20 protein-coding genes are annotated in these 23,550 nt (G+C 37.7%); 16 read left to right on the top strand and 4 right to left on the bottom strand.

The annotated features are described in order from the left end of the window. Positions 1-6: 6 nt before the first annotated feature. The 4 genes from JFV29_RS22580 to JFV29_RS31790 all read left to right on the top strand — a co-directional run bounded on the left by JFV29_RS22580 (position 7) and on the right by JFV29_RS31790 (position 4,620). On the top strand, positions 7-1,197 hold the full coding sequence (locus JFV29_RS22580; protein ID WP_201186497.1) for a thiolase family protein: 1,191 nt from the start codon (positions 7-9) through the stop codon (positions 1,195-1,197). Positions 1,198-1,199: 2 nt separating this feature from the next. Next, complete coding sequence (locus JFV29_RS22575; RefSeq protein WP_201186496.1) at positions 1,200-2,513, top strand: peptidase; 1,314 nt, start codon at positions 1,200-1,202, stop codon at positions 2,511-2,513. Positions 2,514-2,919: 406 nt separating this feature from the next. After that, positions 2,920-4,377 (top strand): amino acid permease, encoded by a 1,458-nt coding sequence (locus JFV29_RS22570; RefSeq protein WP_201186495.1) that lies wholly within the window; start codon positions 2,920-2,922, stop codon positions 4,375-4,377. A gap of 72 nt (positions 4,378-4,449) precedes the next feature. Continuing rightward, positions 4,450-4,620 carry a DUF4083 family protein gene (locus tag JFV29_RS31790; protein ID WP_201188027.1) on the top strand — a complete coding sequence of 57 codons (171 nt, stop codon included), beginning with the start codon at positions 4,450-4,452 and terminating at the stop codon, positions 4,618-4,620. 383 nt (positions 4,621-5,003) lie between these two features. Here the strand turns inward: JFV29_RS31790 and JFV29_RS22555 are convergent, their stop codons facing one another. Both JFV29_RS22555 and JFV29_RS22550 read right to left on the bottom strand, forming a co-directional pair. Then, positions 5,004-5,711, bottom strand: a complete 708-nt coding sequence (locus tag JFV29_RS22555; RefSeq protein WP_201186493.1) for a FadR/GntR family transcriptional regulator — start codon at positions 5,709-5,711, stop codon at positions 5,004-5,006. A 175-nt stretch (positions 5,712-5,886) separates the two neighbouring features. Next, complete coding sequence (locus JFV29_RS22550; RefSeq protein ID WP_190270951.1) at positions 5,887-6,564, bottom strand: FadR/GntR family transcriptional regulator; 678 nt, start codon at positions 6,562-6,564, stop codon at positions 5,887-5,889. 281 nt (positions 6,565-6,845) lie between these two features. Between JFV29_RS22550 and JFV29_RS22545 the strand changes: the two genes are divergently transcribed. The 8 genes from JFV29_RS22545 (at position 6,846) to JFV29_RS22510 (ending at position 15,322) form a co-directional block, all read left to right on the top strand. Next, positions 6,846-7,778 carry a dihydrodipicolinate synthase family protein gene (locus tag JFV29_RS22545; protein WP_201186492.1) on the top strand — a complete coding sequence of 311 codons (933 nt, stop codon included), beginning with the start codon at positions 6,846-6,848 and terminating at the stop codon, positions 7,776-7,778. Positions 7,779-7,867: 89 nt separating this feature from the next. Continuing rightward, entirely contained in the window at positions 7,868-9,412 is a 1,545-nt protein-coding gene (locus JFV29_RS22540; RefSeq protein ID WP_201186490.1) for an ABC transporter substrate-binding protein, read from the top strand. Between the two features lie 80 nt (positions 9,413-9,492). Then, on the top strand, positions 9,493-10,446 hold the full coding sequence (locus JFV29_RS22535; RefSeq protein WP_201186488.1) for an ABC transporter permease: 954 nt from the start codon (positions 9,493-9,495) through the stop codon (positions 10,444-10,446). A 17-nt stretch (positions 10,447-10,463) separates the two neighbouring features. After that, the gene (locus JFV29_RS22530) at positions 10,464-11,339 is read left to right on the top strand and encodes an ABC transporter permease (protein ID WP_098175610.1); all 876 of its coding nucleotides are present in this window, start codon (positions 10,464-10,466) and stop codon (positions 11,337-11,339) included. A 10-nt stretch (positions 11,340-11,349) separates the two neighbouring features. After that, positions 11,350-12,366 (top strand): ABC transporter ATP-binding protein, encoded by a 1,017-nt coding sequence (locus tag JFV29_RS22525; protein ID WP_201186486.1) that lies wholly within the window; start codon positions 11,350-11,352, stop codon positions 12,364-12,366. Then, positions 12,363-13,379 carry an ABC transporter ATP-binding protein gene (locus tag JFV29_RS22520; protein ID WP_098175612.1) on the top strand — a complete coding sequence of 339 codons (1,017 nt, stop codon included), beginning with the start codon at positions 12,363-12,365 and terminating at the stop codon, positions 13,377-13,379. Before JFV29_RS22525 ends, JFV29_RS22520 begins: the two co-directional genes overlap by 4 nt. Positions 13,380-13,760: 381 nt before the next feature. After that, positions 13,761-14,450, top strand: a complete 690-nt coding sequence (locus JFV29_RS22515; protein ID WP_201186484.1) for a putative N-acetylmannosamine-6-phosphate 2-epimerase — start codon at positions 13,761-13,763, stop codon at positions 14,448-14,450. Beyond that, the gene (locus JFV29_RS22510) at positions 14,447-15,322 is read left to right on the top strand and encodes an ROK family protein (protein WP_190270953.1); all 876 of its coding nucleotides are present in this window, start codon (positions 14,447-14,449) and stop codon (positions 15,320-15,322) included. The genes JFV29_RS22515 and JFV29_RS22510 overlap by 4 nt, the downstream gene beginning before the upstream one ends. Positions 15,323-15,517: 195 nt before the next feature. Here JFV29_RS22510 and JFV29_RS22505 read toward each other — a convergent pair whose 3' ends face one another. Next, on the bottom strand, positions 15,518-17,191 hold the full coding sequence (locus tag JFV29_RS22505; RefSeq protein WP_201186482.1) for a ribonuclease J: 1,674 nt from the start codon (positions 17,189-17,191) through the stop codon (positions 15,518-15,520). Between the two features lie 425 nt (positions 17,192-17,616). On the opposite strand from JFV29_RS22505, the gene JFV29_RS22500 reads away from it, so the two are divergent. The 3 genes from JFV29_RS22500 (at position 17,617) to JFV29_RS22490 (ending at position 20,153) form a co-directional block, all read left to right on the top strand. Beyond that, the gene (locus JFV29_RS22500) at positions 17,617-18,273 is read left to right on the top strand and encodes a hypothetical protein (RefSeq protein ID WP_242486930.1); all 657 of its coding nucleotides are present in this window, start codon (positions 17,617-17,619) and stop codon (positions 18,271-18,273) included. A 322-nt stretch (positions 18,274-18,595) separates the two neighbouring features. After that, positions 18,596-19,321, top strand: coding sequence for a sulfite exporter TauE/SafE family protein (locus tag JFV29_RS22495; RefSeq protein WP_201186480.1), 726 nt, complete (start codon positions 18,596-18,598; stop codon positions 19,319-19,321). A 151-nt stretch (positions 19,322-19,472) separates the two neighbouring features. Beyond that, positions 19,473-20,153 (top strand): hypothetical protein, encoded by a 681-nt coding sequence (locus JFV29_RS22490; protein WP_201186478.1) that lies wholly within the window; start codon positions 19,473-19,475, stop codon positions 20,151-20,153. A gap of 686 nt (positions 20,154-20,839) precedes the next feature. Here the strand turns inward: JFV29_RS22490 and JFV29_RS22485 are convergent. Next, a complete protein-coding gene (locus JFV29_RS22485) occupies positions 20,840-21,751 on the bottom strand; it encodes a TetR/AcrR family transcriptional regulator (RefSeq protein ID WP_201186476.1) in 912 nt (303 codons plus the stop codon). Positions 21,752-22,009: 258 nt separating this feature from the next. Here JFV29_RS22485 and JFV29_RS22480 point away from each other — a divergent pair, with 258 nt between their 5' ends. Next, a complete protein-coding gene (locus tag JFV29_RS22480; protein ID WP_098175840.1) occupies positions 22,010-23,458 on the top strand; it encodes a DHA2 family efflux MFS transporter permease subunit in 1,449 nt (482 codons plus the stop codon). Positions 23,459-23,550 lie beyond the last annotated feature (92 nt).

Here is a 23,550-nt window from a genome sequence, read left to right as displayed (position 1 = left end):
AGAAGCATGAATGAGGTCGTCATCGTTGCTGGAGCGCGAACGGCAGTTGGATCCTTTGGAAAATCACTCCGGAATGTTAATGCTACCGAATTAGGCCGTCAATTATTGGAAGGCTTAATGGAAAAATCTGAATTAGGCAAAGAAAAGGTCAATGAAGTGATTTTCGGACATGGCTATGTCCATGGAGGCGGACTTAACTCGGCCCGAATTTCATCGCAAATGGCAAATTTCCCGCACAGTGTCCCAGGCCACGTTGTAATCAAAGCATGTGGATCAGGTTTAAAGGCCATTACCAATGCTGCATTAACTATTGCTGCTGGTCAAGAAGACATAATCATTGCCGGCGGAGTGGAGAGCATGAGCAATGTGCCTTATATCGTGAAAAATAGATGGGGCGGTAAATTTGGAAACGTAACGATGGAGGATGCTCTGCTCGCAGATGGATTAATATGTTCCTTGGGAAATGAGCATATGGGAATAACAGCCGAGCGCCTGGCTGAAAAATATGGTATCCGTCGTGAAGAACAGGATCAATTTGCTTATCAAAGCCACAAGAAGGCTTGGAAAGCTATGGAAGAGGGTCGCTTTGGTCGAGAAATTATTCCGCTCAAAATCAAGGATCGAAAAGGGCTTCAAATCTTCAATCAAGACGAAGGGGTACGCGAGGACATTCATCTGAGTCAACTAGCCAGTCTTCCAGCGGTATTCAAAAATGAAGGAACCATAACGGCAGGAAATGCCTGTCCCATGAATGATGGAGCAGCAGCTGTACTATTAATGTCCAAGCAGCAAGCAGAAGAAAAGGGATTAAAACCGCTCTTGAAAATTAAGGCTTTCGCCAGTGCAGGTGTTGAACCTGGAGTTATGGGGATTGGACCAGTACCAGCGACTCGAAAGGCATTGGCAAAAGCAGGTCTATCGTTAGAGGATATCGGACTGATTGAACTTAATGAAGCCTTTGCTGCCCAAGCACTTGCAGTGATCAAGGAGTTAGATTTGAATCCGGATATCGTCAATGTCAATGGAGGGGCAATTGCACTTGGTCACCCTGTAGGAGCAACAGGTGCAAAATTGACAGTCACACTGATGCATGAAATGTTGCGTTCCCAAGTTAAGTACGGAATGGTAACGTTATGTATGGCAGGTGGAATGGGACTTTCAGTAATCTATGAGAATATGTGTATAAAAGGAGGATAAAAGTGCCGGATTTTAAAAAACGAATTAACCAATGGATCAAGGATCATCGGGAAGAAGGAACAGACTTATTGCAAAGGTTGGTGCAAGCACCGAGTACCCAAGGAAATGAAGCAGACGCTCAGGCTATCGTCGCCCAAAAACTAGAGGAAATGGGCCTGAAGGTTGATATTTGGGAGCCTAACGGTGGGGAACTGAAAAAGCATTCCTATTTCTATTCTCCTCGCAGCGAATTTTCCAACAGTCCTAATGTGGTAGGAATTATGAAGGGAACTGGAGGCGGCCGCTCCATTATCTTGAACGGACACATCGATGTGGTTCCGGATGGTGATCGGGATCAGTGGGATGACGATCCATATAGTGGAGCCATAAAGAATGGGAAAATGTTTGGACGTGGCGTAACAGATATGAAAGGAGGCAATGTATCCCTTATCCTTGCTATGCAGGCATTAAAGGAAAATGGCATTCATTTAAAGGGAGATGTCATATTTCAAAGTGTGATAGAAGAAGAAAGCGGCGGAGCCGGAACGTTAGCGGCCGTCTTGAGGGGATACAAAGCCGATGCTGCCCTTATCCCTGAACCAACGAATATGAGGATTTTTCCCAAACAGCAAGGGTCGATGTGGTTCCGAGTTCTGGTAAAAGGCCGGTCAGCTCACGGCGGAACCAGGTATGAAGGTGTAAGTGCCATTGAAAAAAGTATGACCGTAATAAATCATATTCGTGCTCTGGAAGAAAAGCGAAATGCACGTATCAGTGATCCGCTTTATCAGAACACACCTATTCCGATTCCAATTAATTTAGGCGTCATTGAAGGCGGTAATTGGCCTTCCTCCGTTCCTGACCTCGTGAAAATTGAAGGTAGAATGGGTGTTGCGCCAGAGGAAACGATGGAGCAGGCGAAAAACGAAATGGCTAATTGGCTGTTACAGATCAAAGAAGTGGATGAATGGTTCAAGGATAATCCGCCCGTTTTAGAATGGTTCGGAGCACGCTGGGTTCCAGGGGCAATTGATGTAGAACATGAACTAATGAATACGCTCGTCAATCAATTTCGGCAAGTTGCTGGACAAGATCCGGTCATTGAAGCCTCACCATGGGGGACTGATGGAGGATTGTTGACACATGTCGGTGAAACGCCTGCAATTGTTTTTGGACCTGGAGTAACAGAGGTTGCCCATTATCCAAATGAATATATCTTACTGGACAATGTGTTCGCGACAGCGGAGATTATTGCCCTTACTTTAATTCAATGGTGTGGAATTGAACAATTGCAGGATGAGCCTTATGTGGCCTTGGCAAGTAAAGAAGACAAATGATAACGTATATTGGGAGTCACCTGATAGGACAATGTCTATTTAAAATTAACAGGGCTCCATCCATTCAATGTGTTACTAATTGGAAGAGACAGAGAATGAAATTGAATATCAACACACTACAGATAGATATGATGAATTGATGTCTAAGCCCCGTTTACTTAAAAGAAATTATTTTGTTTTTAGCCAGTAAAGTGAAGCTTCAATTGGTGAAGTAACCTTGGTAGTGAACGTATCAGGTTCTTTCCTTCAGTTAGAAAAGGGTAAATACATAGTCTTCCGCAAAGAGGTTGTGGGAGACTATTCATATCTAATGAACTCTACTATTACCAACAATACGGCTGTTAAGACAAATCTCTTATAATATTTCTTAAAGTTTTAATTTTAATAGAAAATGAGGTAGTAGCCAATGGACATGAATCTCATTGAAAATCAAGAACCGACAGTTAAAAGAAACTTAAAAGCAAGGCATATGACCATGATCGCAATTGGAGGTTCTATCGGAACTGGTTTATTTTTGGCAAGTGGTGCAACCATCCAAAGTGCAGGACCTGGTGGTGCTCTCGCTGCATATGCATGCATTGGGATCATGGTTTATTTCCTTATGACAAGCTTGGGGGAAATGGCTACATACATGCCTGTATCGGGTTCATTTTCCTCCTATGCGACACGCTTTGTAGATCCAGCATTTGGTTTTGCACTTGGCTGGAATTATTGGTTTAACTGGGCGGTTACCCTTGCTGTGGAAATAGCTGCGGCAGCCATCATCATGAAATTCTGGCTGCCTGAAGTGCCAAGCATAATATGGAGTGCATTGTTTCTTGGACTCGTCTTTATGCTGAATGCTTTATCCATTAAAAGTTATGGTGAATCAGAATATTGGTTTTCCCTAATAAAAGTTGTGGCCATTATTTTCTTTATCATTATTGGATTATTGACAATCTTAGGTGTTTTTGGTGGAGAGGTGATTGGATTTGAAAACTTCACCATGGGCGAGGCTCCTTTCAAGGGAGGATTTTTATCGATCATTAGTATCTTTCTTATCGCTGGATTTTCTTTTCAAGGTACAGAACTAGTTGGTATTGCTGCTGGCGAAAGTGAGAATCCTGAAAAAAATGTTCCGAATGCGATTCGACAAGTATTTTGGCGCATCTTATTGTTTTACATCGGAGCCATTTTGATACTCGGGCTGTTAATTCCATATACGAGTCCAAGTTTATTAGGTGGGGATGTAGAAAATATTTCTGTAAGCCCTTTCACGCTCGTCTTTGAACGGGCAGGATTTGCTTTCGCTGCTTCTGTCATGAATGCTGTTGTTTTGACATCATTACTTTCTGCAGGGAACTCGGGGCTTTATGCATCAACTCGGATGTTATGGTCGATGGCAAAAGATAATCAGGCTCCAAAGTTTCTAGCTAAAGTTAACAGAAGGGGAATCCCGATGAATGCCTTGATTCTCACGGCAATAATTGGAGGACTAGCTTTTTTAACATCTGTTTTTGGGGATCATGTATTTACATGGCTATTAAATGCTTCAGGATTAACGGGATTTATCGCTTGGATTGGAATTGCCGTAAGCCATTATCGTTTTAGACGTGCGTACGTAGCACAGGGCGGTGACTTAAATGAGTTAAAATACAAAGCAAAATGGTTCCCATTCGGTCCGATTCTTTCATTTTTTCTATGTATAGTTGTCATTGCAGGGCAGAATTACGAGGCGTTTCTAAGCGGCAGTATTGACTGGTATGGAGTCGCAGTCTCCTATATTGGTTTACCAATATTTTTAGCGATATGGTTAGGGTACAAGGTTTTTCATAAGACAAAGGTAATTTCATTGAAAGATTGTCATTTTGAGAAATCAGCATAGGAAAAGTAAACTGAATTTCAAAGTCAGTATCGTAACGAGCATTGTGAATGTTATCATTCATGATGCTTTTTTATCGTTGTTGCACTTATCGTTTTATTCGTCGTTGCCATTACTTTATTAATTAAGAAATTGCTTGCGATTTCTAACAAAAAGAATAGTAATCAATTAGATATTGAAAACAGATTTGATAGAGTTGAAGATGAATTGAATTCTATAAACGAGAAGATGAATAAAGGGAAGTAATGAATCTCTATTAATTAAAATAGGGTGTGCCTGCAATCGGGTTTTGGTTTATTGTTCCCCTTTATTTGCTTCATCATATTGAAATAAAACTGGTAACGTTGAACGAAAACATGGTCGATTAACAGTCCATTTGTAAGCAAGATTCTTAATAGCATTATTAATGTAACGCTCATGATGCTTTTTTGTTTCCTGAAACCTAGTAACATTCATTTAATGCTAATTCTTCGTTCGGACTTGTTAACAAGTATAGTGCACAAGCTATTAGTATTCATTGGACTAAGAGTTAAAACTAAATTAGGCTACCTCATTCTCTTTTTGGGGGAAGGTAGCCTAATAATGAAATAGATTTTACTCAATAAAACCCATGAAAGTCGTTTCCTCCTTTAGCTGGAATCTAGTTTCTTTACCATGAGAGGTGTCAATGTCTTTGATCTCTGCAAATGCACATCCAAAAGTTTAAGAGCCAATTGTTCATCTTTATCCTTCAAAGCTTCAATGATTAGTGTATGTTCTTGGATGGTTTGATCTTTATCATGTTGAGTCAAATTTGATGGAGATACATTTGAGAAATATTGAACAATGATATCCACTAATTGAGAGAATAGCTCATTCTTAGTAGCAGAAATTAAACCTCTGTGGAATTCAATATCGTATTCTTTAAACTTTTCTAGGTCCTCTGTTTCACTCATTAGTTTTATATTGTTTTCTAGTTCAACCAAATGGTCAGGATTCGTTTTTGCAATAAGATGTTCAATAGCTGTTTTTTCTAATAGAAGTCTAAGTTCAAAAAGTTCCTCGATTTTTTTATCTTTCATTTGCCAAAAAAAGAGCAAGTTGTTAAAAATCGTACTTGAATCATCTGCATTTACAAAGGCACCTTCTCCATGCTTGATTGTAAGAATTCCAGATGCCTCCAAAGAATGTAACGCTTCTCTGATAATTACCCTGCTCACATCCAGCATACTTGCAAGATCTCTTTCTGAAGGGAGCTTATCGCCTGTAGACAAATTGTTACTCATGATATATTCTCGCAAATTATCTCTAACTATTTTACTTAATGTATATCTTTCTTTATCTTCAATAGGTTTCATTTCTCTCACCGACTTTTTATGAAATATAGATCAAATCCTTTGTATAAGGATCTCTGACTTTGTGACTGTTAAACGGTTAATAATTAAATAAATATATCGCTTAAGAAGCGAAAAGACATGATCAGTTCTTCAACAAAATGGTTTAAGGAAATACGATTATTTCTTAACTGTTTTTTCATTCTTCAAGTAAGTTATACAATTTGCTTAAATGTACCTTCATGTTTTGTTTTGCTGTTTCTGCATCTTTATTAATCAAGGAATCTATCACTAATTTATGTTCTTTATATGCAGTCATAAATTCCTCGAGGCCTACAATTTCCTCAAGTTGATTTATCTGAAAATATTCGTTGATGATAGAAGAGAGCTGAATGAAAGTTTCGTTGCCGGTAGCATGGAATAAAGCTTGATGGAAAAATAAGTCTTCATTTTTTGCTTTTTCTCCTTTGTTGACTTTTTCAAGAATAGTATCATTCCAATATGACATTTGGTTAATCTTATCCAATTGATAATGAGTAATAGCAAGATCAATAGCGCCTAATTCCAGAACAATTCGTGTATCTATTAACTCTTTGAATTTTGTCTTATCGAATTTTAGAAAGGGTGATATTTTTTTAAATAAGTTTTGGAACTTTACTTCTTTTACAAATATTCCAATTCCTTGTTTAATTTCAATAATACCTTGTGACTGAAGAGCCTTTAATGACTCTCTTACGATGGTTCTGCTAACTCCAAGCATTTCAATGATTTCCTTTTCTGTTGGCAAGCGATCACCGGGCTGACAATTATTCTCTGAAATGAAGGTCCTAATCCGTTCACTGGCAATTTCCGATAAAGTTCGTTTTCGCTGAATCATTCTTTTTCTTACCTCACTAATTTGATTTGTATATTAGATACATTTTAAACTGCCTTTTGCATAAAACACAATAAATGTATAAATCCTCCGATTATGCTATTTTACTACTTATTAAATATTCAGATATTTAATAAAAAAATGTTGACAATGGAAGATAATATGGGTAATTTTATTATTAAATATAAATATTGGTAGTACCATCATATGATATATAATATGATATTTCAACTGGTAGGACCATACTATCACGATTAATTTATAAGAAGAAAAGGGATGATTTTATGACTTTATCGGATTTAGACAAGTTTAAAGGTGTATTTGTGGCAATGTATTCTGCCTATGATGAGGCTGGCGAGGTTTGTGAAAGAAGTGTGAAAAAACTTGCGCGTTACTATGTCAATTCTGGAGTGAAAGGATTATATGTTGGAGGGAGTTCGGGAGAAGGCATCCTTCAAACAAGTGAAGAGAGAAAGAAAGTAGTAGAGGCAGTTATGGAGGAAGTAGGGCAGGAGCTAACGATTATCGTCCACGTAGGTGCTAACTCAACAAGAGAAAGTGCAGAGTTGGCAATTCATGCAGAAAAATGTGGTGCAGATGCTATTTCTGCTGTTCCAGCCATATACTATCGATTATCTGAAAAATCCGTAGAAAGACATTGGCAAGAGATGATCGATAGCTCGTCATTACCATTCATTATTTATAACATTCCTCAAACAACAGGATTTAACTTAACACAGTCTTTATTTAAGAAAATGGCAGCACAAGAGAAAGTGATTGGAATTAAAATGTCGGGTGAAAGTGTTTTTGAACTCCAACAATTTAAAGCAAATGCTGGAAAAGAGTTTCTAGTTTATAACGGGCCAGATGAGCAATATTTAGGTGGGAGGACGATGGGAGCCGATGGAGGAATTGGCGGAACTTATGGAGTAATGCCTGAATTGTTTTGTGCTTTAAATAAGCTGATAATTGAAAATAAGCTGAAAGATGCTCAAGAACTTCAATTTAAAATTAATAACATAATAAATAAATTACTTAGTTATCCTTCATTATACGGAGCTTGTAAATACATCTTATCGCTTAGAGGTATAAAAACAGGAGCTCCGAGACTGCCACTATTACCAGTTTCATCATTAAATCATCAATCCTTATCTGATTTGAATGATGAAATAATTGAATGCATACAAAAATATTCATTTGAAGTGGGGCGAGTTTAATTAGAAAATTTATAATCACTTTATTATCTATCTTAAGTGCCATTTTAATTGTCGGCTGTACACCTTCAAACAAGACGGATTCTAAATTAATGAATAATTCATCTTTAGCATCTTCAACTAGTGACGATGTATTAAATATTGCTACCATTGCGGCTGAAGGACTTGGTGATAAGTTACCCCATTTGTGGTTAAACAGAGGGGATTTAAGCCAAAAGTTAATGTTCAGAAGTTTATTTTTGCCAGATGCAGACTTGAAGAATGAGAAACCCGATTTGGCTGAGAGTTACACTGTTTCGGATGATAAACTTACTTATAAAATTACCATGAAGGATGGAGTTAAGTGGCATGATGGACAAAACTTAACCGGTGAAGATGTTGTATGGAGTATCGGGATGGTTTTAAAGGCTTCCCAAGTCAATGCAATCTATACTAGTGCTTTCTCTTCCATTGAAGGAGCGGAAGCTTGGATAGCAAAGAAGAGTGATCATATTTCAGGGATTTCTGTTGATGGGAATACTATTACTATTAAATTATCAAAACCAGTAGGTAACCTTATTCCCGTTCTCGGACAATTCGCTATTTATCCAAAGCATTTATTGGAAGATGAAAATCCATTGGAAATTCATAATTCTGATTTTTGGAAAAATCCGATTGGGAATGGAATGTATAAACTAGAAAAGCTAGAGCCAGGAAATTATGCGTCATTTGTTCCAGCAGAGACGTACGAAGGGAAAAAACCAAAAGTTAAGAAAATAGTATTGACAACTGTTTCAGAACCAACGTCTGCTGCAAAAACAGGTAAATTAGATTTCTTTAATACAAATGTAGTTGAAATCATTGAAAGTATGAAATCCGTTGATAATTTCGCGGCGAATTCAATTGATATGCTTTTCTATCGTTATTTGGTAGTGAATATTCAAGATGCAGAAGGAAATAAGAATGAGGAAATGGCTGATAAAAGAGTTCGTGAAGCCCTTATGTATGGGATAGATAGAAAGATTTTAGCTGAAAAATTATATCCGAATTTAGCTACCTCTTTAAATACGGGAGTTCCGTCATCTTTTAACGAGTATGATACAGAAGCTTCTGAATATGAGTTTAATCCAAAGAAAGCCAAAAAACTCTTACAAGAAGCAAACTTTGATTTTAATAAAACAATTAAACTTCGTTATTATTACGAAGATCAAACTTCGATCAATTTTATGACAGCCGTTGCACAGTACCTGACTGAACTTGGAATGAAAGTCGAGGTATTGAAATTCCAGGGTGATGTTGCAAGTGAACTATATAAAATGAAAGATTATGATTTAGCACTAAAAGGTTTATCTTCATTTGGTTATGAAGAGTGGTACGGAGAGTATGAATCAAAAAATGCAAATTTTAAAAATGTTTTTGGTAGTGAAGGCATCTTCGACAACGCAGTTAATAGGTTAAAAGGAACTGAAGATATGAAGGAACGCCAAGAAATACTTTCAGAACTACAAAATCTTGAGGTAGAACATCTTTATAAGCTCCCTTTATATACTATTAAAAGCTATTACTATGTAAATGAAGAGAAAGTTAAGACTTCAGGAATATACGGAAATCCTTGGTATAACTATGATATGAAATTCGAAGAATGGGAAATTAAATAAATTATTTAAAAAATAATCGTTGATTCAGTTGGATTATGATTTGCGATTAGTTTTTAAACAGATTCGAGGCGGTGAAGTAAATGTTGAAATTCATTATTAGGAAATCTTTAATCACAATTCCGATGTTGATCTTAATTAGTTGCATTGTTTTTTTCGCTATTCAATTCTCACCGATAGATCCGATCAGTTATTCAGTATCCCCTGATGTAGCTGGAAATTCAGAAAATATGGATGCGCTCAGGGAACACTTGGGTTTGAATGATCCATTATACGTTCAATATTTCCACTGGATCATAAATATTTTAAAAGGGGATTTTGGATACAGTATCATAACCGGTCAACCGATAGCGGAGATTTTAGCTTTAAGATTGCCGGCAACCATTGAACTTTCAGTGATAGCGTTAGTATTATCTACATTCTTTGGTGTGTTATTGGGGTTGATTTCTGCAATCAAACAAAATAGTATCATTGATTACTTTTCTCGGAATATTGGTGTAATTGGCATATCAATTCCAGAATTCTTTTTTGGAATTATCATCATTCAAGTCGTTGCGATACAACTGGGATGGCTGCCTGTAGGAGGGCGGATAGGCGTAGAAGATACGACATTTTGGGACAGGCTTCCTAACTTGATTCTTCCATCCCTTACTTTGGCTTTTGGAATGTTAGCTGTACTTCTCAGATATACGAGAAACTCAATGCTGGATGTGTTGAGTAAAGATTATATCAAGACAGCGAGAAGTAAAGGGATTCCTGAATGGAAGGTCTATCTATTTCATGCATTCCGTAATTCTATGGGGTCAATCCTCATCATTCTGGTATTCCGTTTGCCTATGCTGATTGGTGGGTCTGTTATCATCGAAACGGTATTCATGTGGCCAGGTATAGGGTCTGCGATACTTAGTGGGGTTTCATCAAGTGACTATCCTGTAATCATGATTACGACCATGATGCTTGCAGCCGCCATATTAATTGCAAGTTTTTTAGTGGATGTACTTGCAGCATTATTGGATCCAAGAATTCAACTTGATTAGTGAGGAGGTAACAAGTGATGGCTACTTCAGTTATGGAAATGAAAATAAAAAAAACAAGTCAGTTTAAGTTGCGTGTAAAGAAGCTGTGGTCAAATAAACCAGCTACCCTTGGTCTTGCTATTTGCCTTATTATGACTCTGTTATCAATATTGGCACCACTTGTAACAAGTTATAGCCCCACTCATATGGATTTTACGAGCATTTCACAACCTCCGAGTGCAGAGCACATTTTTGGAACAGATAAATTAGGCAGAGATGTTTTTTCCCAAATTTTATATGGTGGGCGTATTTCAATATACGTAGGGATATTAAGTTCACTTGGAGGAACGGTTATTGGAGTATTACTCGGATGTATTGCTGGTTTTTTTGGAGGAAAACTTGATAGCTTGCTCATTCGGTTTTCTGAAATAGTCATGACTTTTCCAAATTTAATATTGGTATTAGTTATGGTTTCTATTCTTGGTCAAGGTGTGAATAATCTGATCATTGTTTTTGTTCTCACAGGATGGATGACAACATTTCGTCTTGTACGGAACGAATATTTATCTGTAAGGGAAGAAACGTATGTTAGCGTATGTCGTTCATTTGGTATATCAAACTTCTCCATTATATTCAGGCATATGCTGCCTAACACCATGAGTCCGATTATTGTCTCATTCACAGTAAACGTTGCATTTTTTATCCTTGCTGAGGCGGGGTTGAGTTTCTTGGGTCTCGGGGTTCCCGTTACGATTTCTACATGGGGAAATATCATGAATGCTGCTCAATCAATTGATGTAGTGACTAATTATTGGTGGTTATGGCTTGCCCCGGGGGTGGCTATCTCAATGTTTGTTTTAGCCATTAACTTTTTGGGCGATGGATTACGAGATGTATTAGATCCTAAACAGTGAGGTGAAAAATATGAAAAAAACTGAATTAACATTAAGGGTTGAAAATGTATCAGCATCTTTTCAAAATGGGAAAGAATCAGTCCAAATATTGAAGGATGTTTCTTTTGAAGTACCTCGTGGAAAAATGCTAGCCATTGTAGGAGAGTCTGGGTGTGGCAAAAGTGTAACCGTTCACTCTATCATGCAATTGCTGCCGAAAAACGGGCATATTGATAGTGGGAAAGTATTCTTTAATGACGGGGAAAATGAAGTGGATTTATTCTCTATGACCAAGTTCAGTAAGAAGATGAGGGCGATTCGCGGAGGGAAAATAGGGATGGTTTTTCAAGACCCTATGGCCTCATTAAACCCCACGCATCGAATTGGAAAACAAGTAGCCGAAAATTTAATAGAACATTATAAAATGCCGAAAAAAGAAGCAATGAAAAGGGTAATCGATTTATTTAAACGTCTGGGAATACCTGATCCGGAACAGAGGGTTAAAGATTATCCTCATCAATTCAGCGGGGGAATGAGACAACGTGTAATGATCGCGATATCGATGATTTGTAATCCGGATTTATTAATCGCTGATGAGCCTACTACAGCCCTAGATGTAACCATTCAAGCACAAATTATGGATTTGATGAAAGAACTGCAGGAAAAATATAATAAATCTATCATATTAATTACACATAATATGGGTTTAGTAGCAGAGGTTGCTGATCATGTAGCTGTCATGTACATGGGAAGAATTGTTGAGTACGGAACAGTCAGTGATATTTTAAATCATCCAAGCCATCCCTATACAAAGTCACTGTTACAATCCGTTCCTGTTATGGGTCTCGATAAAAATCGAAAGCTAGCTACTATTAGAGGCACTACTCCAAACCCGAAGTACTATACAGGAGGGTGCGAATTTGCCGATAGATGTGGTTTTGCAATGGAGAGTTGTAAATCTACCACTATTTCAAATGTAAACTTAACAGATAATCATAAAGTAAGATGTCTATTATTTGAAAATAGTAAGGAAGTGGTAGCAAAATGATCGAGTTAAAAGAAAAGAAGCCAGTAGATGAAGATGTAATTTTCAGTATCGAAAATTTAAAGACTTATTATCCTGTATTAGGCGGATTTTTTCGAAAGCAAATTGGAACGGTTAAGGCAGTAGATGATATTTCGATAACGATTAAAAAAGGTGAAACATTGGGGATTGTAGGCGAATCGGGTTGTGGAAAATCTACTTTGGGTAAAACGTTGATGCTGCTTGAAAAACCAACCGACGGTAAAATGATTTACAATTTCAATGGAGAGAAAAAAGACATTACCTCATTAAATTCAAAAGAGATTTTCGATTTTAGAAGCCGTGTACAAATGGTTTTCCAAGATCCGTATTCCTCCCTAAATCCATCAAAAAGAATTATTGAAGCCTTTGATGAGCCGCTAAAGGTGCATGGATATAAAGACCCTGAAGAAAGAAAACAAAAGATTATCGATGCCCTTAACATGGTGAATGTAAACGAAGATTATTTATATCGGTTTCCACATGAGTTTTCAGGAGGCCAGCGACAGCGTATAAGTATAGCAAGGGCACTATGCATCAATCCTGAGCTTATCATTTGCGATGAACCGGTGTCTGCGCTTGATGTTTCGATTCAAGCACAAGTATTGAATTTAATGAAAGAAATTCAGCAGGAATTGAACTTAACCTATGTTTTTATTGCTCATGACTTGAGTGTTGTACAGTACATGAGTGATCGCATTGTCGTGATGTATCTGGGGAAAATTGTGGAAATCTCCGATGCATCTGAGCTTCATATAAAACCGCTGCACCCTTACACGGAAGCGTTGCTTTCAGCAATTCCCGTTCCTGTCTTAAGGGATAAAAAAAAGGAAAGGATCATCCTCTCTGGCGATGTTCCCAGCCCAATTAATAGGCCATTAGGATGTCCATTCAGCAATAGATGTCCAAAAAAGATTGATATTTGCACACAAATTGAGCCGGAATTACTTCCCCATGCTGATGATGAGCATTATGTTGCTTGTCATTTATACACTTGATAATTGGATTATGTGTAAGGGAACTATAAAAAAACCTCTGACATAATGCATTTTTTTACTACATCACAAGATAGAATGGGTGTTTTTCTATGAACATAGCAAAATACAAATAAGTAGAAATATGTTTATCTCAACAAGTACAAGCACTCTTGTAACTGTATATATTGATGAACAGGTGGAATGGAAGTTTTATAAATCCAATAAAAAAATAGCTCACATATGGGAGTTCAATACTGCGGATAGTCCTTCCAAAACGTGGCCAGCAATTACTGCCAATGAATAAAATAATGACCTAATCTATCTTGACGTTAGTGGTCAATTCGAATTTGAACCTTATATTACCAAGTCCGCGCGTGTAGAAAATTTTTAGGAGATGATGAAGTGAACCGTGATACTTTTTTTTCAAACATACATAAGAACTTAATTGTCTCTTGTCAGGCCCTTGAGGATGAACCACTGCACGGTTCTGATATTATGGCGAAAATGTCCCAAGCCGCCAAAGAGGGTGGAGCGAAAGCCATTAGAAGTAACTCAGCTTCAGATGTGGCCGCAATTAAAAAACAAACAGGTCTTCCGGTGATTGGTCTGCTCAAACGTGATTACCCTGACAACGAAGTCTTTATCACAGCTACCTTAAAAGAGGTAAAGGAGTTGCTTGCAGTAAATCCTGATGTTATTGCCCTTGATGCCACTCTCCGTAAAAGACCGAATGGGGAAACTTTAAAAGATCTGGTCAGCTATATTCACGGGCAAAGCGACACGTTAGTTATGGCGGATATTGCCACATTAAGAGATGCAGAATATGCAATTGAATGTGAAGTTGACATGATATCAACGACTCTATCGGGCTACACTTCAGACAGCCCTAAATTTGAAGGACCCGATTTTGATTTGGTTGAACGGCTTAGCAAGACGTCAACGGTTCCTGTGATTGCAGAGGGACGTATCCAAACTCCGGACCAGGCGCGTAGAATGTTGGAATTGGGAGCTTGGTCGATTGTGGTAGGGAGCTCCATAACAAGGCCGCAGTTAATCACCAAAACCTTTACGGAGAAAATTCGGATGCTATGAAGCAATACCTAGCATTTGATATTGGTGGGACGCAAATTAAATATGGGATTGTGAATCAAGAAGGCTCCATTCTATCACAGTCCTTAATAGACACAGAAGCCCATCTGGGAGGTCCGGCAATTATTGAAAAAGTGATTGCCTTGAGCCAAAGCATTATTGAAAATCATTCAGTCAATGGAGTTGCTATTAGTACTGCTGGGCAAGTTGATATCCATACTGGAATGATAGTGGGTGCTGGCGAAACGATTCCCAATTATACGGGTGTAGAAGTGAAGAATCTGGTCAGCAATGCACTCGATTTACCGGTTGAAGTAAGAAATGATGTGGATTGTGCCGCGCTTGGTGAGCAATGGCTCGGAAACCATGACACAAGCAATTTAATTGCCCTAACAGTTGGTACAGGAATTGGCGGAGCTATCGTGATAGATGGAAAAATGTATTCTGGACATACATTCAGTGCCGGAGAGTGGGGGTATATGCTCATTGAGGGAGAACCATTTGAAAAAAATGCTTCCATATCAGGTTTGATTCGTTTTGCGCAGCGATATAAAGAAAATCGTAACTGGACCGGAAAAGAAATCTTTGATTTGTACGATCAGGGCGATGTAAATATCAAAACAGCAGTTTCCCAATTTTACAAATATTTAGCTATTGGTATTTCCAATCTGATTTATATCTTTAACCCGGAGAAAGTAATAATTGGCGGAGGTTTAACAGCCAGGGGAGATACATTTGTGCAGGAAGTTCGGCTTGAAATGCAGAAACATTTACAGCCTTCTTTTTACAGAAATACAGAAATTGTTCTTGCCAAGCTATCTAATAATGCCGGCATGATTGGTGCAGTTTATAATTTTTTAAAAAAACAAACTTGAAAACCCTGTGAATTACAGGGTTTATTTTTTAAAAAAAGTCGTAGTATTTTACTTTGCTTTTTGTTCACCGTATCTTTTTAACCAAATATCATAAAAACAGTTATGGTGGCAAAAGCAAGTAATCAGAACTTGATTGAAAAAATGGAACTCGACTATATGAAGTCGAGTTCCATTTTTGTGGAGCTTCAATTGACGCTAAATTTCAATGATTATTGGAAGGATCATTGGTTTCTTCTTCGTTTGGTTATAGAGATATTGTCCTATTTCCTTCTTAATAGTTTGTTTAATGATATTCCAACGGTATATTTTATCACTTTGTAATTCGTTGACTGTTTTCGTGACAAGGCGATTTACCTGTCTAAGGAGATCTTCGGAATTTTGAATATATACAAATCCACGGGAAATGGTATCCGGTCCTGACACTATTTTTCTTTCCGTTTTGCTTAGTGTTATGACAATTACGAGCATCCCGTCTTCGGAAAGCTGCTTACGGTCCCGCAGTACGATTTCTCCAACATCACCAACGCCCATACCGTCAACAAAGGTATTGCCAGCAGGAACTTTTCTGGTTTGAAGGGCGACCGAGTTATCAATATCCACGACATCGCCATTATTGATAACGAAAATATTGTCCTTCTCTACCCCGACAGACTCAGCTAATATTCGATGTTGGTGCAACATCCTATATTCACCGTGAATGGGTATGAAATACTTAGGCTTCATCAGGGTAAGCATGAGTTTTAACTCTTCCTGGTAGGCATGTCCAGAAACATGCATGCCTGTTACACTTCCTGATCCGTAAATGACTTTTGCCCCCAGCTGAAACAAGTTGTCGATGATACGTGAAACATCCCGTTCATTTCCGGGGATTGGAGTAGAGGCAAGGATCACTGTATCATCAGGTAATATACTCATATCGCGATAATTCGAACTGGAAAGGCGAGACAGGGCAGCAAACGGCTCCCCTTGACTTCCCGTACATAAAACCGCGACTCTTTCAGGAGCATAGTTATCGACTTCATGTGCTTGGATCAGCATCCCATCTGAAATATCGAGGTACCCGCGCTCCATGGCAACAGATACGACGTTAACCATACTTCGTCCTAATAAGGCGAGTTTTCGGTTTGTCTTCCGGCAAGCGTTCACAACTTGTTGGACGCGATTAACATTTGAAGCAAAGGTAGATAGAAAAACTTTCTGTTTAGCCTGCATAAAGGCCTCTTCAATATGGCTACCAACAAGATGCTCTGAAGGACTTGAGCCAGGGCGTTCAGCATTAGTACTTTCAGATAATAAAACCAAGACACCTTCACTCCCGATTCTGGCCATTTTATGAATGTCAGGATATTGCTTATTCATAGGAGTTAAATCAAATTTGAAGTCCCCTGTGTGAACCACTGTACCTTCTGGGGTATGTATGGTGACTCCTAGACAGTCGGGTATACTATGATTAGTTTTGAAAAAATCTAGATTTATATTCCCAAATTCAATCTTTGAATCAGAGTCAATCTGAATTAATTCAGTATCACCCAATAGTCTATGTTCTATTAATTTTAATTCAATTAAACCAAGTGTTAAACGTGTGGCATATATGGGTACATTTATTTTTTTTAAGATGTAGGGGATACCCCCAATATGATCTTCATGCCCATGAGTCACAATTAAAGCGCGGATATTATTTATATTCTCCTGCAGAAATGTAATATCAGGAATAATTAAATCAACTCCTAATAAACTTTCATCTGGAAACTTTGCACCACAGTCGATAATAATAATATCGTTTGAATATTGGATCACATACATGTTTTTACCGATTTCATTTACTCCGCCTAAAGCTAGTATGGACAAAGCATTATCTTTCGTACTCATTTTTAGGCCCTCCTTTTATAGCAATAATGGTTAGTCTTTCCTTATGTATCCCGTATAATTACTGAGAATTGTTTTGTGAGGGAATTTAGGATTATGCTCCATTTTTAAAGTAGGGGACAAAATAGGCCTATTCATAAAATGACGAATAAATACAATGCATATAAACAACAAAAACAGATGGCTAGCTAAATCAGTTATTCCATCGAAACAGAAAATTAGCTTTTAGTCTACGATCTGTTAAGAAATGGCTTATTGAAGAATTTTTTGGAATTCCATAGACATGTTGAATCGTGGAGGAAAATTTCACTTCAAAAAGGGTTGCTTCGGCAACTTTTTTCGTATGCATCTGAAGAGACCTTTTGGGTATAAGGTTTGTTATAATAAGTTGAATCGTGTTGGAAAAGTTATAGAAATGAGGAAAAGATTTGAAAAAGGTATCACTTGTTATATTTTCTATTTTATTATTATTAGGGCTATTGGGTTGTGAAGCTGAGAACAAGAAAGCCAATTCTGAAGAAAAAACAGTCAAAGAAGATGAGGAAAAATCAATCAAAGAAGATGAAGAAGTTAAATCACTTTATACGGTCGATAGTTATATGAAGTCAGTAGAAGAAAACCTTGAAGCAAAATCGGAAACATTAATCAGTAACATGCAGGAGTTACATATATACACCATTTACTCAAAAGTGGAATTATTGGATTTTGTAGCATTTGTAGAAGACCCTTCAGAGTTTGACTTATCCATTACTATGTTCTCAATGGATAGACAAGCTAATGAAGTCTTTAACGAGGGTACGGATTCTACTATCTTTGCAGGCAGTCTGGATATGATTGGAAATGTAAGATACACCCACCTGTTAGGTAATCAAACAGATGACTTTTGGGATTTCTACGAAAACAATGAAGAAGAACTTAACCTTGCAGAAAAACAAGCGTTTGCTACTTGGGTCGCAGATTGCTGGAAAAAAGCAGATGGACAATCAATCACATTGCCAGCCTACTTTTCTCTTCACGATGATTATGAATCCTTTGATTTAAAGAAAAATCAATGGGTTACAGATGATGAGAAATGGTCTTATTGATACATAAAAGGAAGGGCCTTCAATTATGAAGGTCTTTCTTGTTCATACATCGGTTACAAATACCAAAGTAAGCATGCCTATAGAAATGAAGCCTGAAAAATTGCACTATACAATGAAACTTTAGTTTTTGAGATGTTAATTCATATTGGGTTTGGGTTTATTGTTCCCCTCTAATTAAGATACATTTAATGTAAGCTATTACGTAACGAGAGGGTCAAGTACTTATTAATCACCTAAGAGAGGGTATATGAAATTAGAAGAGAAAAAGAAAAAGTACAGCAAAGAAAAGAAGAGATAAGTTATAAAATAGGAGGTTTGTACTTTGGGGACTGCACTAATTTTCATATGCATTGTATTGGTGGCTTCTATACTGCAATCAAGTACAGGTTTTGGTTTTTCCATAATGGCGACACCTTTCTTACTAATGTTATTCCAACCGCAAGAAGCCATACAAATAAATATTATTTTATCTTTAGTTATTTCAATATCATTAATTTTGAAGATACGAAATGACATTGATTTTATATTATTAAAAAGATTTATTTTCGGAAGTATAGTTGGCGTACCCTTGGGTGTTCTAATCTTTGTTTCTATTAACATTAATGCTTTAAAATTAGGGGTTAGCATACTACTTTTAATATTAACATTGTTACTGATAGGCAATTTTAGGGTTAAACCAACACAATTTAGGGATTTCATAGTTGGCGGGATATCAGGTGTTTTAACGACAAGTATCGGTATGCCTGGCCCTCCGTTATTGCTTTACTTTACAGGAACAGATACTGAAAAAGGAAAGTTAAGAGCAACTACCTTAGCATTTTATCTCTTTATTTATTTCATCAGTCTCATAACCCAAATAATCTTTACTGGAACCAACAAAGTAATATGGGAATCAAGTCTTTATGCAATTCCAATTGTATTTCTGGGTTTGTATATAGGTCAAATTATTTTCAAACGGCTAAACCAAAGGGTATTTAGAATATTTACATATATCCTTTTAATTTTTACAGGGATTTATCTTTTACTGGAAAGTTTAAAAGCGTTATAGAAGTAGGCGTCCTTATTTTTATACTAAATTTCATCTGGTAGAGTGATAGACACTTTTTTTATACATATGAGTTTGACAGGATTTTCCGATGTATAACAGCGAATATAATTAAGCGTAGTTTGTTCAGAGGAAGATAAAGAGGAGGGGTAAGTTGACATCAAAACAAGAATTAGCTGTAATGAACAATGTTGTCTGGTGCGGAATTATAAGTAAACTTCATGGATGTCGAATTAGGAGTGGAAATAACCTCTGGGGTTTGGATAAAAAAGCTCCGACCTATTATCCCGATGTCATTACATTGAGTAATGATGTATGTAACGATGAATTCTTTAATTTTATAGAGGACTCACAAGCAGAGTTTATTAAAGACAGTTTTTCATCCTTAAAACTAGGAGATAACTTTGAACTTTTATATGAAGCCAGTTGGATTTACCATAAACCTGCAATTGTTGAAGATGTTGAAAAGGCAACATACAGGAGAATCATCTCAGAAGAGGAACTTCAGTGCTGGACATCGGTTTCCGGTTTAAACGGCATTCTGTTACCGGATATCTTATTTCAGCCTGATGTTGTTGTATATGCAAAAGAAGGAGATGAAATAACTGCTGGTTTTATTGCTAATGGCAGTGGAGACACGATTGGCGTATCAAATGTTTTTTCCTCTGGAAATGCTGCTGCATCCATATGGAGAGATATTGTTCATGTAATCAGTCAAAATCATGTAGGCAAGCATATAGTCGGTTATGAGCAGGATGAAAATCTTAGTGCAGCAGTGGCAGCGGGGTGGGAAAATGTTGGGTATCTGAGTGTATGGAGAAAACGGAATTTATAGCAAGTGGGTTACAGATGATGAAAACTGGTTTTAGTGATAACCACAACTGACCATTTTCCTTCACATGAATGCACAATTTCTGCACATGCAAAACACCTCCGATTTTTCGACCGTGGCCAGGAACAATTCAACCTTCAGAGAGATAATTCGTCCGTGGCCAGGAATAATACGACCTTCAGAGAGATAATTCGTCCGTGGCCAGGAATAATACGACCTTTAGAGAGATAATTCGTCCGTGGCCAGGAATAATTCGACCTTCAGAGAGATAATTCGTCCGTGGCCAGGAATAATTCGACCTTCAGAGAGATTAATCGTCCGTGGTCAGGAATAATACGACCTTCAGAGAGATAATTCGTCCGTGGCCAAGAATAATTCGACCTTCAGAGAGATAATTCGTCCGTGGCTAGGAATAATTCGACCTTCAGAGAGATAATTCGTCCGTGGCCAGGAATAAATCGACTTTCAGAGAGATTAATCGTCCGTGGTCAGGAATAATTCGACCTTCAGAGAGATAATTCGTCCGTGGCCAGGAATAATACGACCTTCAGAGAGATAATTCGTCCGTCGTTACAAATAAATCGACTTTCCATCATTTCATAAATTAGAAAAAACAGTATGTGTTCAATAACATACTGTTTTTTCTTTGTCTTTAGTTTTTAGGTTAGCCCATTCATTTTCATCAGACTTTATATTTCTTGTTCTAATTGGCTCAAGCAGAAGTTGATATTTTCTTCGAAATTTTCAACATATTGCTGGGCAATTGTTGCGTATTGGGTTTTTAAGGTGTTCAGCAAACTTTCTATCAAAAATTGGCGTGGTTTGCTGGATTGCGTTATCTCTTCATGGATGAAATCAATCAGTTCAATTGCTTTGGCTCGATCTTCGCTGCAAGGTAGAGCTTTGTTTGTTGCTTTTTTCAATGCCAAGGTGGATTGCATCAGATCATTGTGGCTGGTATGAAGATTGCACCTGAAATTAGGAATCCATGTATCAATTAGCTCTGGGTCAAGAATCTGCTCTCCGCTTTCAGCTACCTCATTGACTATATGGACGATTCGGTTCATGCAGTAACGGATGACTTTTATTTCCGGTGAACTGATAGTTTTGGCTTTATAATTAAAATGATTCAAGTGGGTCATCATCCCAAGAAAGAGAATGGCGCTATCTAACAGATACGGTTTTTTGGTTTCCCCAAATATATCGAGGAACCGACTATACACCCAGCGTATGCTTAATAATTGGATTCGGTTGATGAATTGTTTTAATTCATCGTCGTTAGACACACGCACTTCTTCGATCAGGATAAGTAATTTACTTTGTTTGTTCACCATCATATGCAGTTCCAACTGCTTAATAAAAATTTCAATATCGGCTAAATCTTGACCAATTAATAGTTCTTCACGGGCTTGGTGAATCTTCTTATGGTAGGAACGGAATATAGCTATAAATAATTCACCCTTCGAAGGGAAATAATTATAAAATGTACCCTTAGAAATGCCGCTGCCGTCTAAAATGTCCTGGATGGACGTGGCTTGATATCCTTTTTCAATAAACAGCTTATGAGCTGTATCGATGACATTCTGTCTTCGATTATTCATCAAATCACCTAATTTCCATTATACTGCCTGTATAAATGTAATCGTACTCTATTTTCTATTACAGTACAAACCCTTATTTAAACCAGTAAATTTTTATTGCAAAAATTGAACTAGAGGTATATTATAGATTTTATGCAGATTGGATTATACCAGTCGTACAATAAAATGAACTATTAGTTTGAATGGAGGAATAGATAAAAAGTGAGTACTGCTCAAATTACTGAAAAAAAGGGCTCATATGGTATCCTGATTATTTTAATGGTCGCGGCATTTATATCCATACTGAATTCGACCCTTTTGAATATTGCACTACCATCAATTAAAACAGACCTTGGAATTGAGACGTCTACGGTCCAATGGCTGACAACAGGATACATGCTGGTGAACGGAATCATGATTCCTACAACCGCCTTCTTAATAAGAAAATATTCGGTGCGTAATCTGTTCTTGACAGCCATGCTGTTATTTTCAATCGGGACGATTGTTGCAGGTGTAGCACACGTATTCCCGCTGTTATTAGGCGCGCGGATGGTTCAGGCTGCTGGTTCGGCGATTATGATGCCATTATTAATGAACGTTCTTTTAACTGCCTTCCCTGTTGAAAAACGCGGCTCGGCGATGGGATTGTTTGGTTTAGTCATGATGTTTGCTCCTGCTATCGGGCCGACGCTTTCAGGCTGGATTATCGAACACTATGATTGGAGAATGCTTTTCCACTTTATTACTCCTCTTGCTTTACTTATACTAATTTTTGGTTTCTTTAAACTTAAAGACAAGAAAGAAAAAGTTGATATCAAAATTGATATTCTATCTGTCATTTTATCAAGCTTAGGCTTTGGCGGCCTGTTGTATGGATTTAGCTCAGCAGGCAGCAAGGGCTGGGATAGCCCTTTGGTATACGGAACATTAATTGTTGGTGCCGTTTCACTGGTCCTTTTCATTACACGCCAGCTTAAAATGGAAACACCGATGCTTGAATTCAAGATTTTTAAACATCCAATGTTTGCTTTATCTGCAACCATTTCGATCGTACTAAATATGGCAATGTTTTCAGCGATGATCTTAATGCCGTTGTACACTCAAACGGTCCGAGGCATTTCCCCGTTCGATTCGGGATTATTGATGCTTCCAGGTGCTCTCTTAATGGCAATTATGTCACCAATAACAGGCAAACTCTTTGATAAGTTCGGAGCGCGTATTCTTGCTTCTCTTGGTTTGCTTATCACGGTGATTACGACGTATTTCTTCAGTAAGCTGACAATGGATACATCATATACACACATAGTACTATTGTTTTCAATCCGGTCATTCGGGTTGTCGATGGCAATGATGCCTATCATGACAAATGGTTTAAACTCGCTCCCAGCCCGTATGAATCCGCATGGTACAGCGATGAATAACACGCTGAACCAGGTTTCCGGAGCAATCGGTACAGCACTACTTGTTACGGTCATGTCTAACCGGTCAGCTTCGACTGGTGAGGATCTTATGACTAAAGCGATGAGCAAATTAACAGGTCAGCCTACTACTGAGATGATGAATCAAATGCAGGCCCAAATCGGGATGCAGGCCATGTTGGATGGAATTAACTTTTCCTTCTTTGTGTCTACCTTTATCGCAGCTGTGGCGCTGATTTTGGCATTATTCATTAAGCGTGCATGGCCGGCAAAAGATAAGCCAGCTGAAAAAGCTGATCAGACTGCTTAATCACAAGTAATGTCTGAATGACTAAATGGTACAGATAATCATTTTAGAATAAGTTATAGATTAAGGCATGGTCATGGCGGTTTCCTTTTCGG

Source organism: Peribacillus sp. TH16 (assembly GCF_016651095.1).
Classification (GTDB): Bacteria; Bacillota; Bacilli; order Bacillales; family DSM-1321; genus Peribacillus; species Peribacillus butanolivorans.
The sequence above is the reverse complement of the archived record's forward strand: the minus strand, read 5'-3'. Positions and strand labels throughout refer to the sequence as shown.

Bases quoted from the DNA above. Each gene is read 5' to 3' on its own strand.
- JFV29_RS22525 (WP_201186486.1), top strand. From the start codon at position 11,350: ATGAAAAAAACTGAATTAACATTAAGGGTTGAAAATGTATCAGCATCT.
- JFV29_RS22510 (WP_190270953.1), top strand. From the start codon at position 14,447: ATGAAGCAATACCTAGCATTTGATATTGGTGGGACGCAAATTAAATAT.
- JFV29_RS22550 (WP_190270951.1), bottom strand. From the start codon at position 6,564: ATGATTCAGCGAAAACGAACTTTATCGGAAATTGCCAGTGAACGGATT.
- JFV29_RS22480 (WP_098175840.1), top strand. From the start codon at position 22,010: ATGGTCGCGGCATTTATATCCATACTGAATTCGACCCTTTTGAATATT.
- JFV29_RS22580 (WP_201186497.1), top strand. From the start codon at position 7: ATGAATGAGGTCGTCATCGTTGCTGGAGCGCGAACGGCAGTTGGATCC.
- JFV29_RS22570 (WP_201186495.1), top strand. From the start codon at position 2,920: ATGGACATGAATCTCATTGAAAATCAAGAACCGACAGTTAAAAGAAAC.
- JFV29_RS22485 (WP_201186476.1), bottom strand. From the start codon at position 21,751: ATGAATAATCGAAGACAGAATGTCATCGATACAGCTCATAAGCTGTTT.
- JFV29_RS22535 (WP_201186488.1), top strand. From the start codon at position 9,493: ATGTTGAAATTCATTATTAGGAAATCTTTAATCACAATTCCGATGTTG.
- JFV29_RS22505 (WP_201186482.1), bottom strand. From the start codon at position 17,191: ATGAGTACGAAAGATAATGCTTTGTCCATACTAGCTTTAGGCGGAGTA.
- JFV29_RS22540 (WP_201186490.1), top strand. From the start codon at position 7,868: ATGAATAATTCATCTTTAGCATCTTCAACTAGTGACGATGTATTAAAT.
- JFV29_RS22520 (WP_098175612.1), top strand. From the start codon at position 12,363: ATGATCGAGTTAAAAGAAAAGAAGCCAGTAGATGAAGATGTAATTTTC.
- JFV29_RS22530 (WP_098175610.1), top strand. From the start codon at position 10,464: ATGGCTACTTCAGTTATGGAAATGAAAATAAAAAAAACAAGTCAGTTT.
- JFV29_RS22555 (WP_201186493.1), bottom strand. From the start codon at position 5,711: ATGAAACCTATTGAAGATAAAGAAAGATATACATTAAGTAAAATAGTT.
- JFV29_RS22545 (WP_201186492.1), top strand. From the start codon at position 6,846: ATGACTTTATCGGATTTAGACAAGTTTAAAGGTGTATTTGTGGCAATG.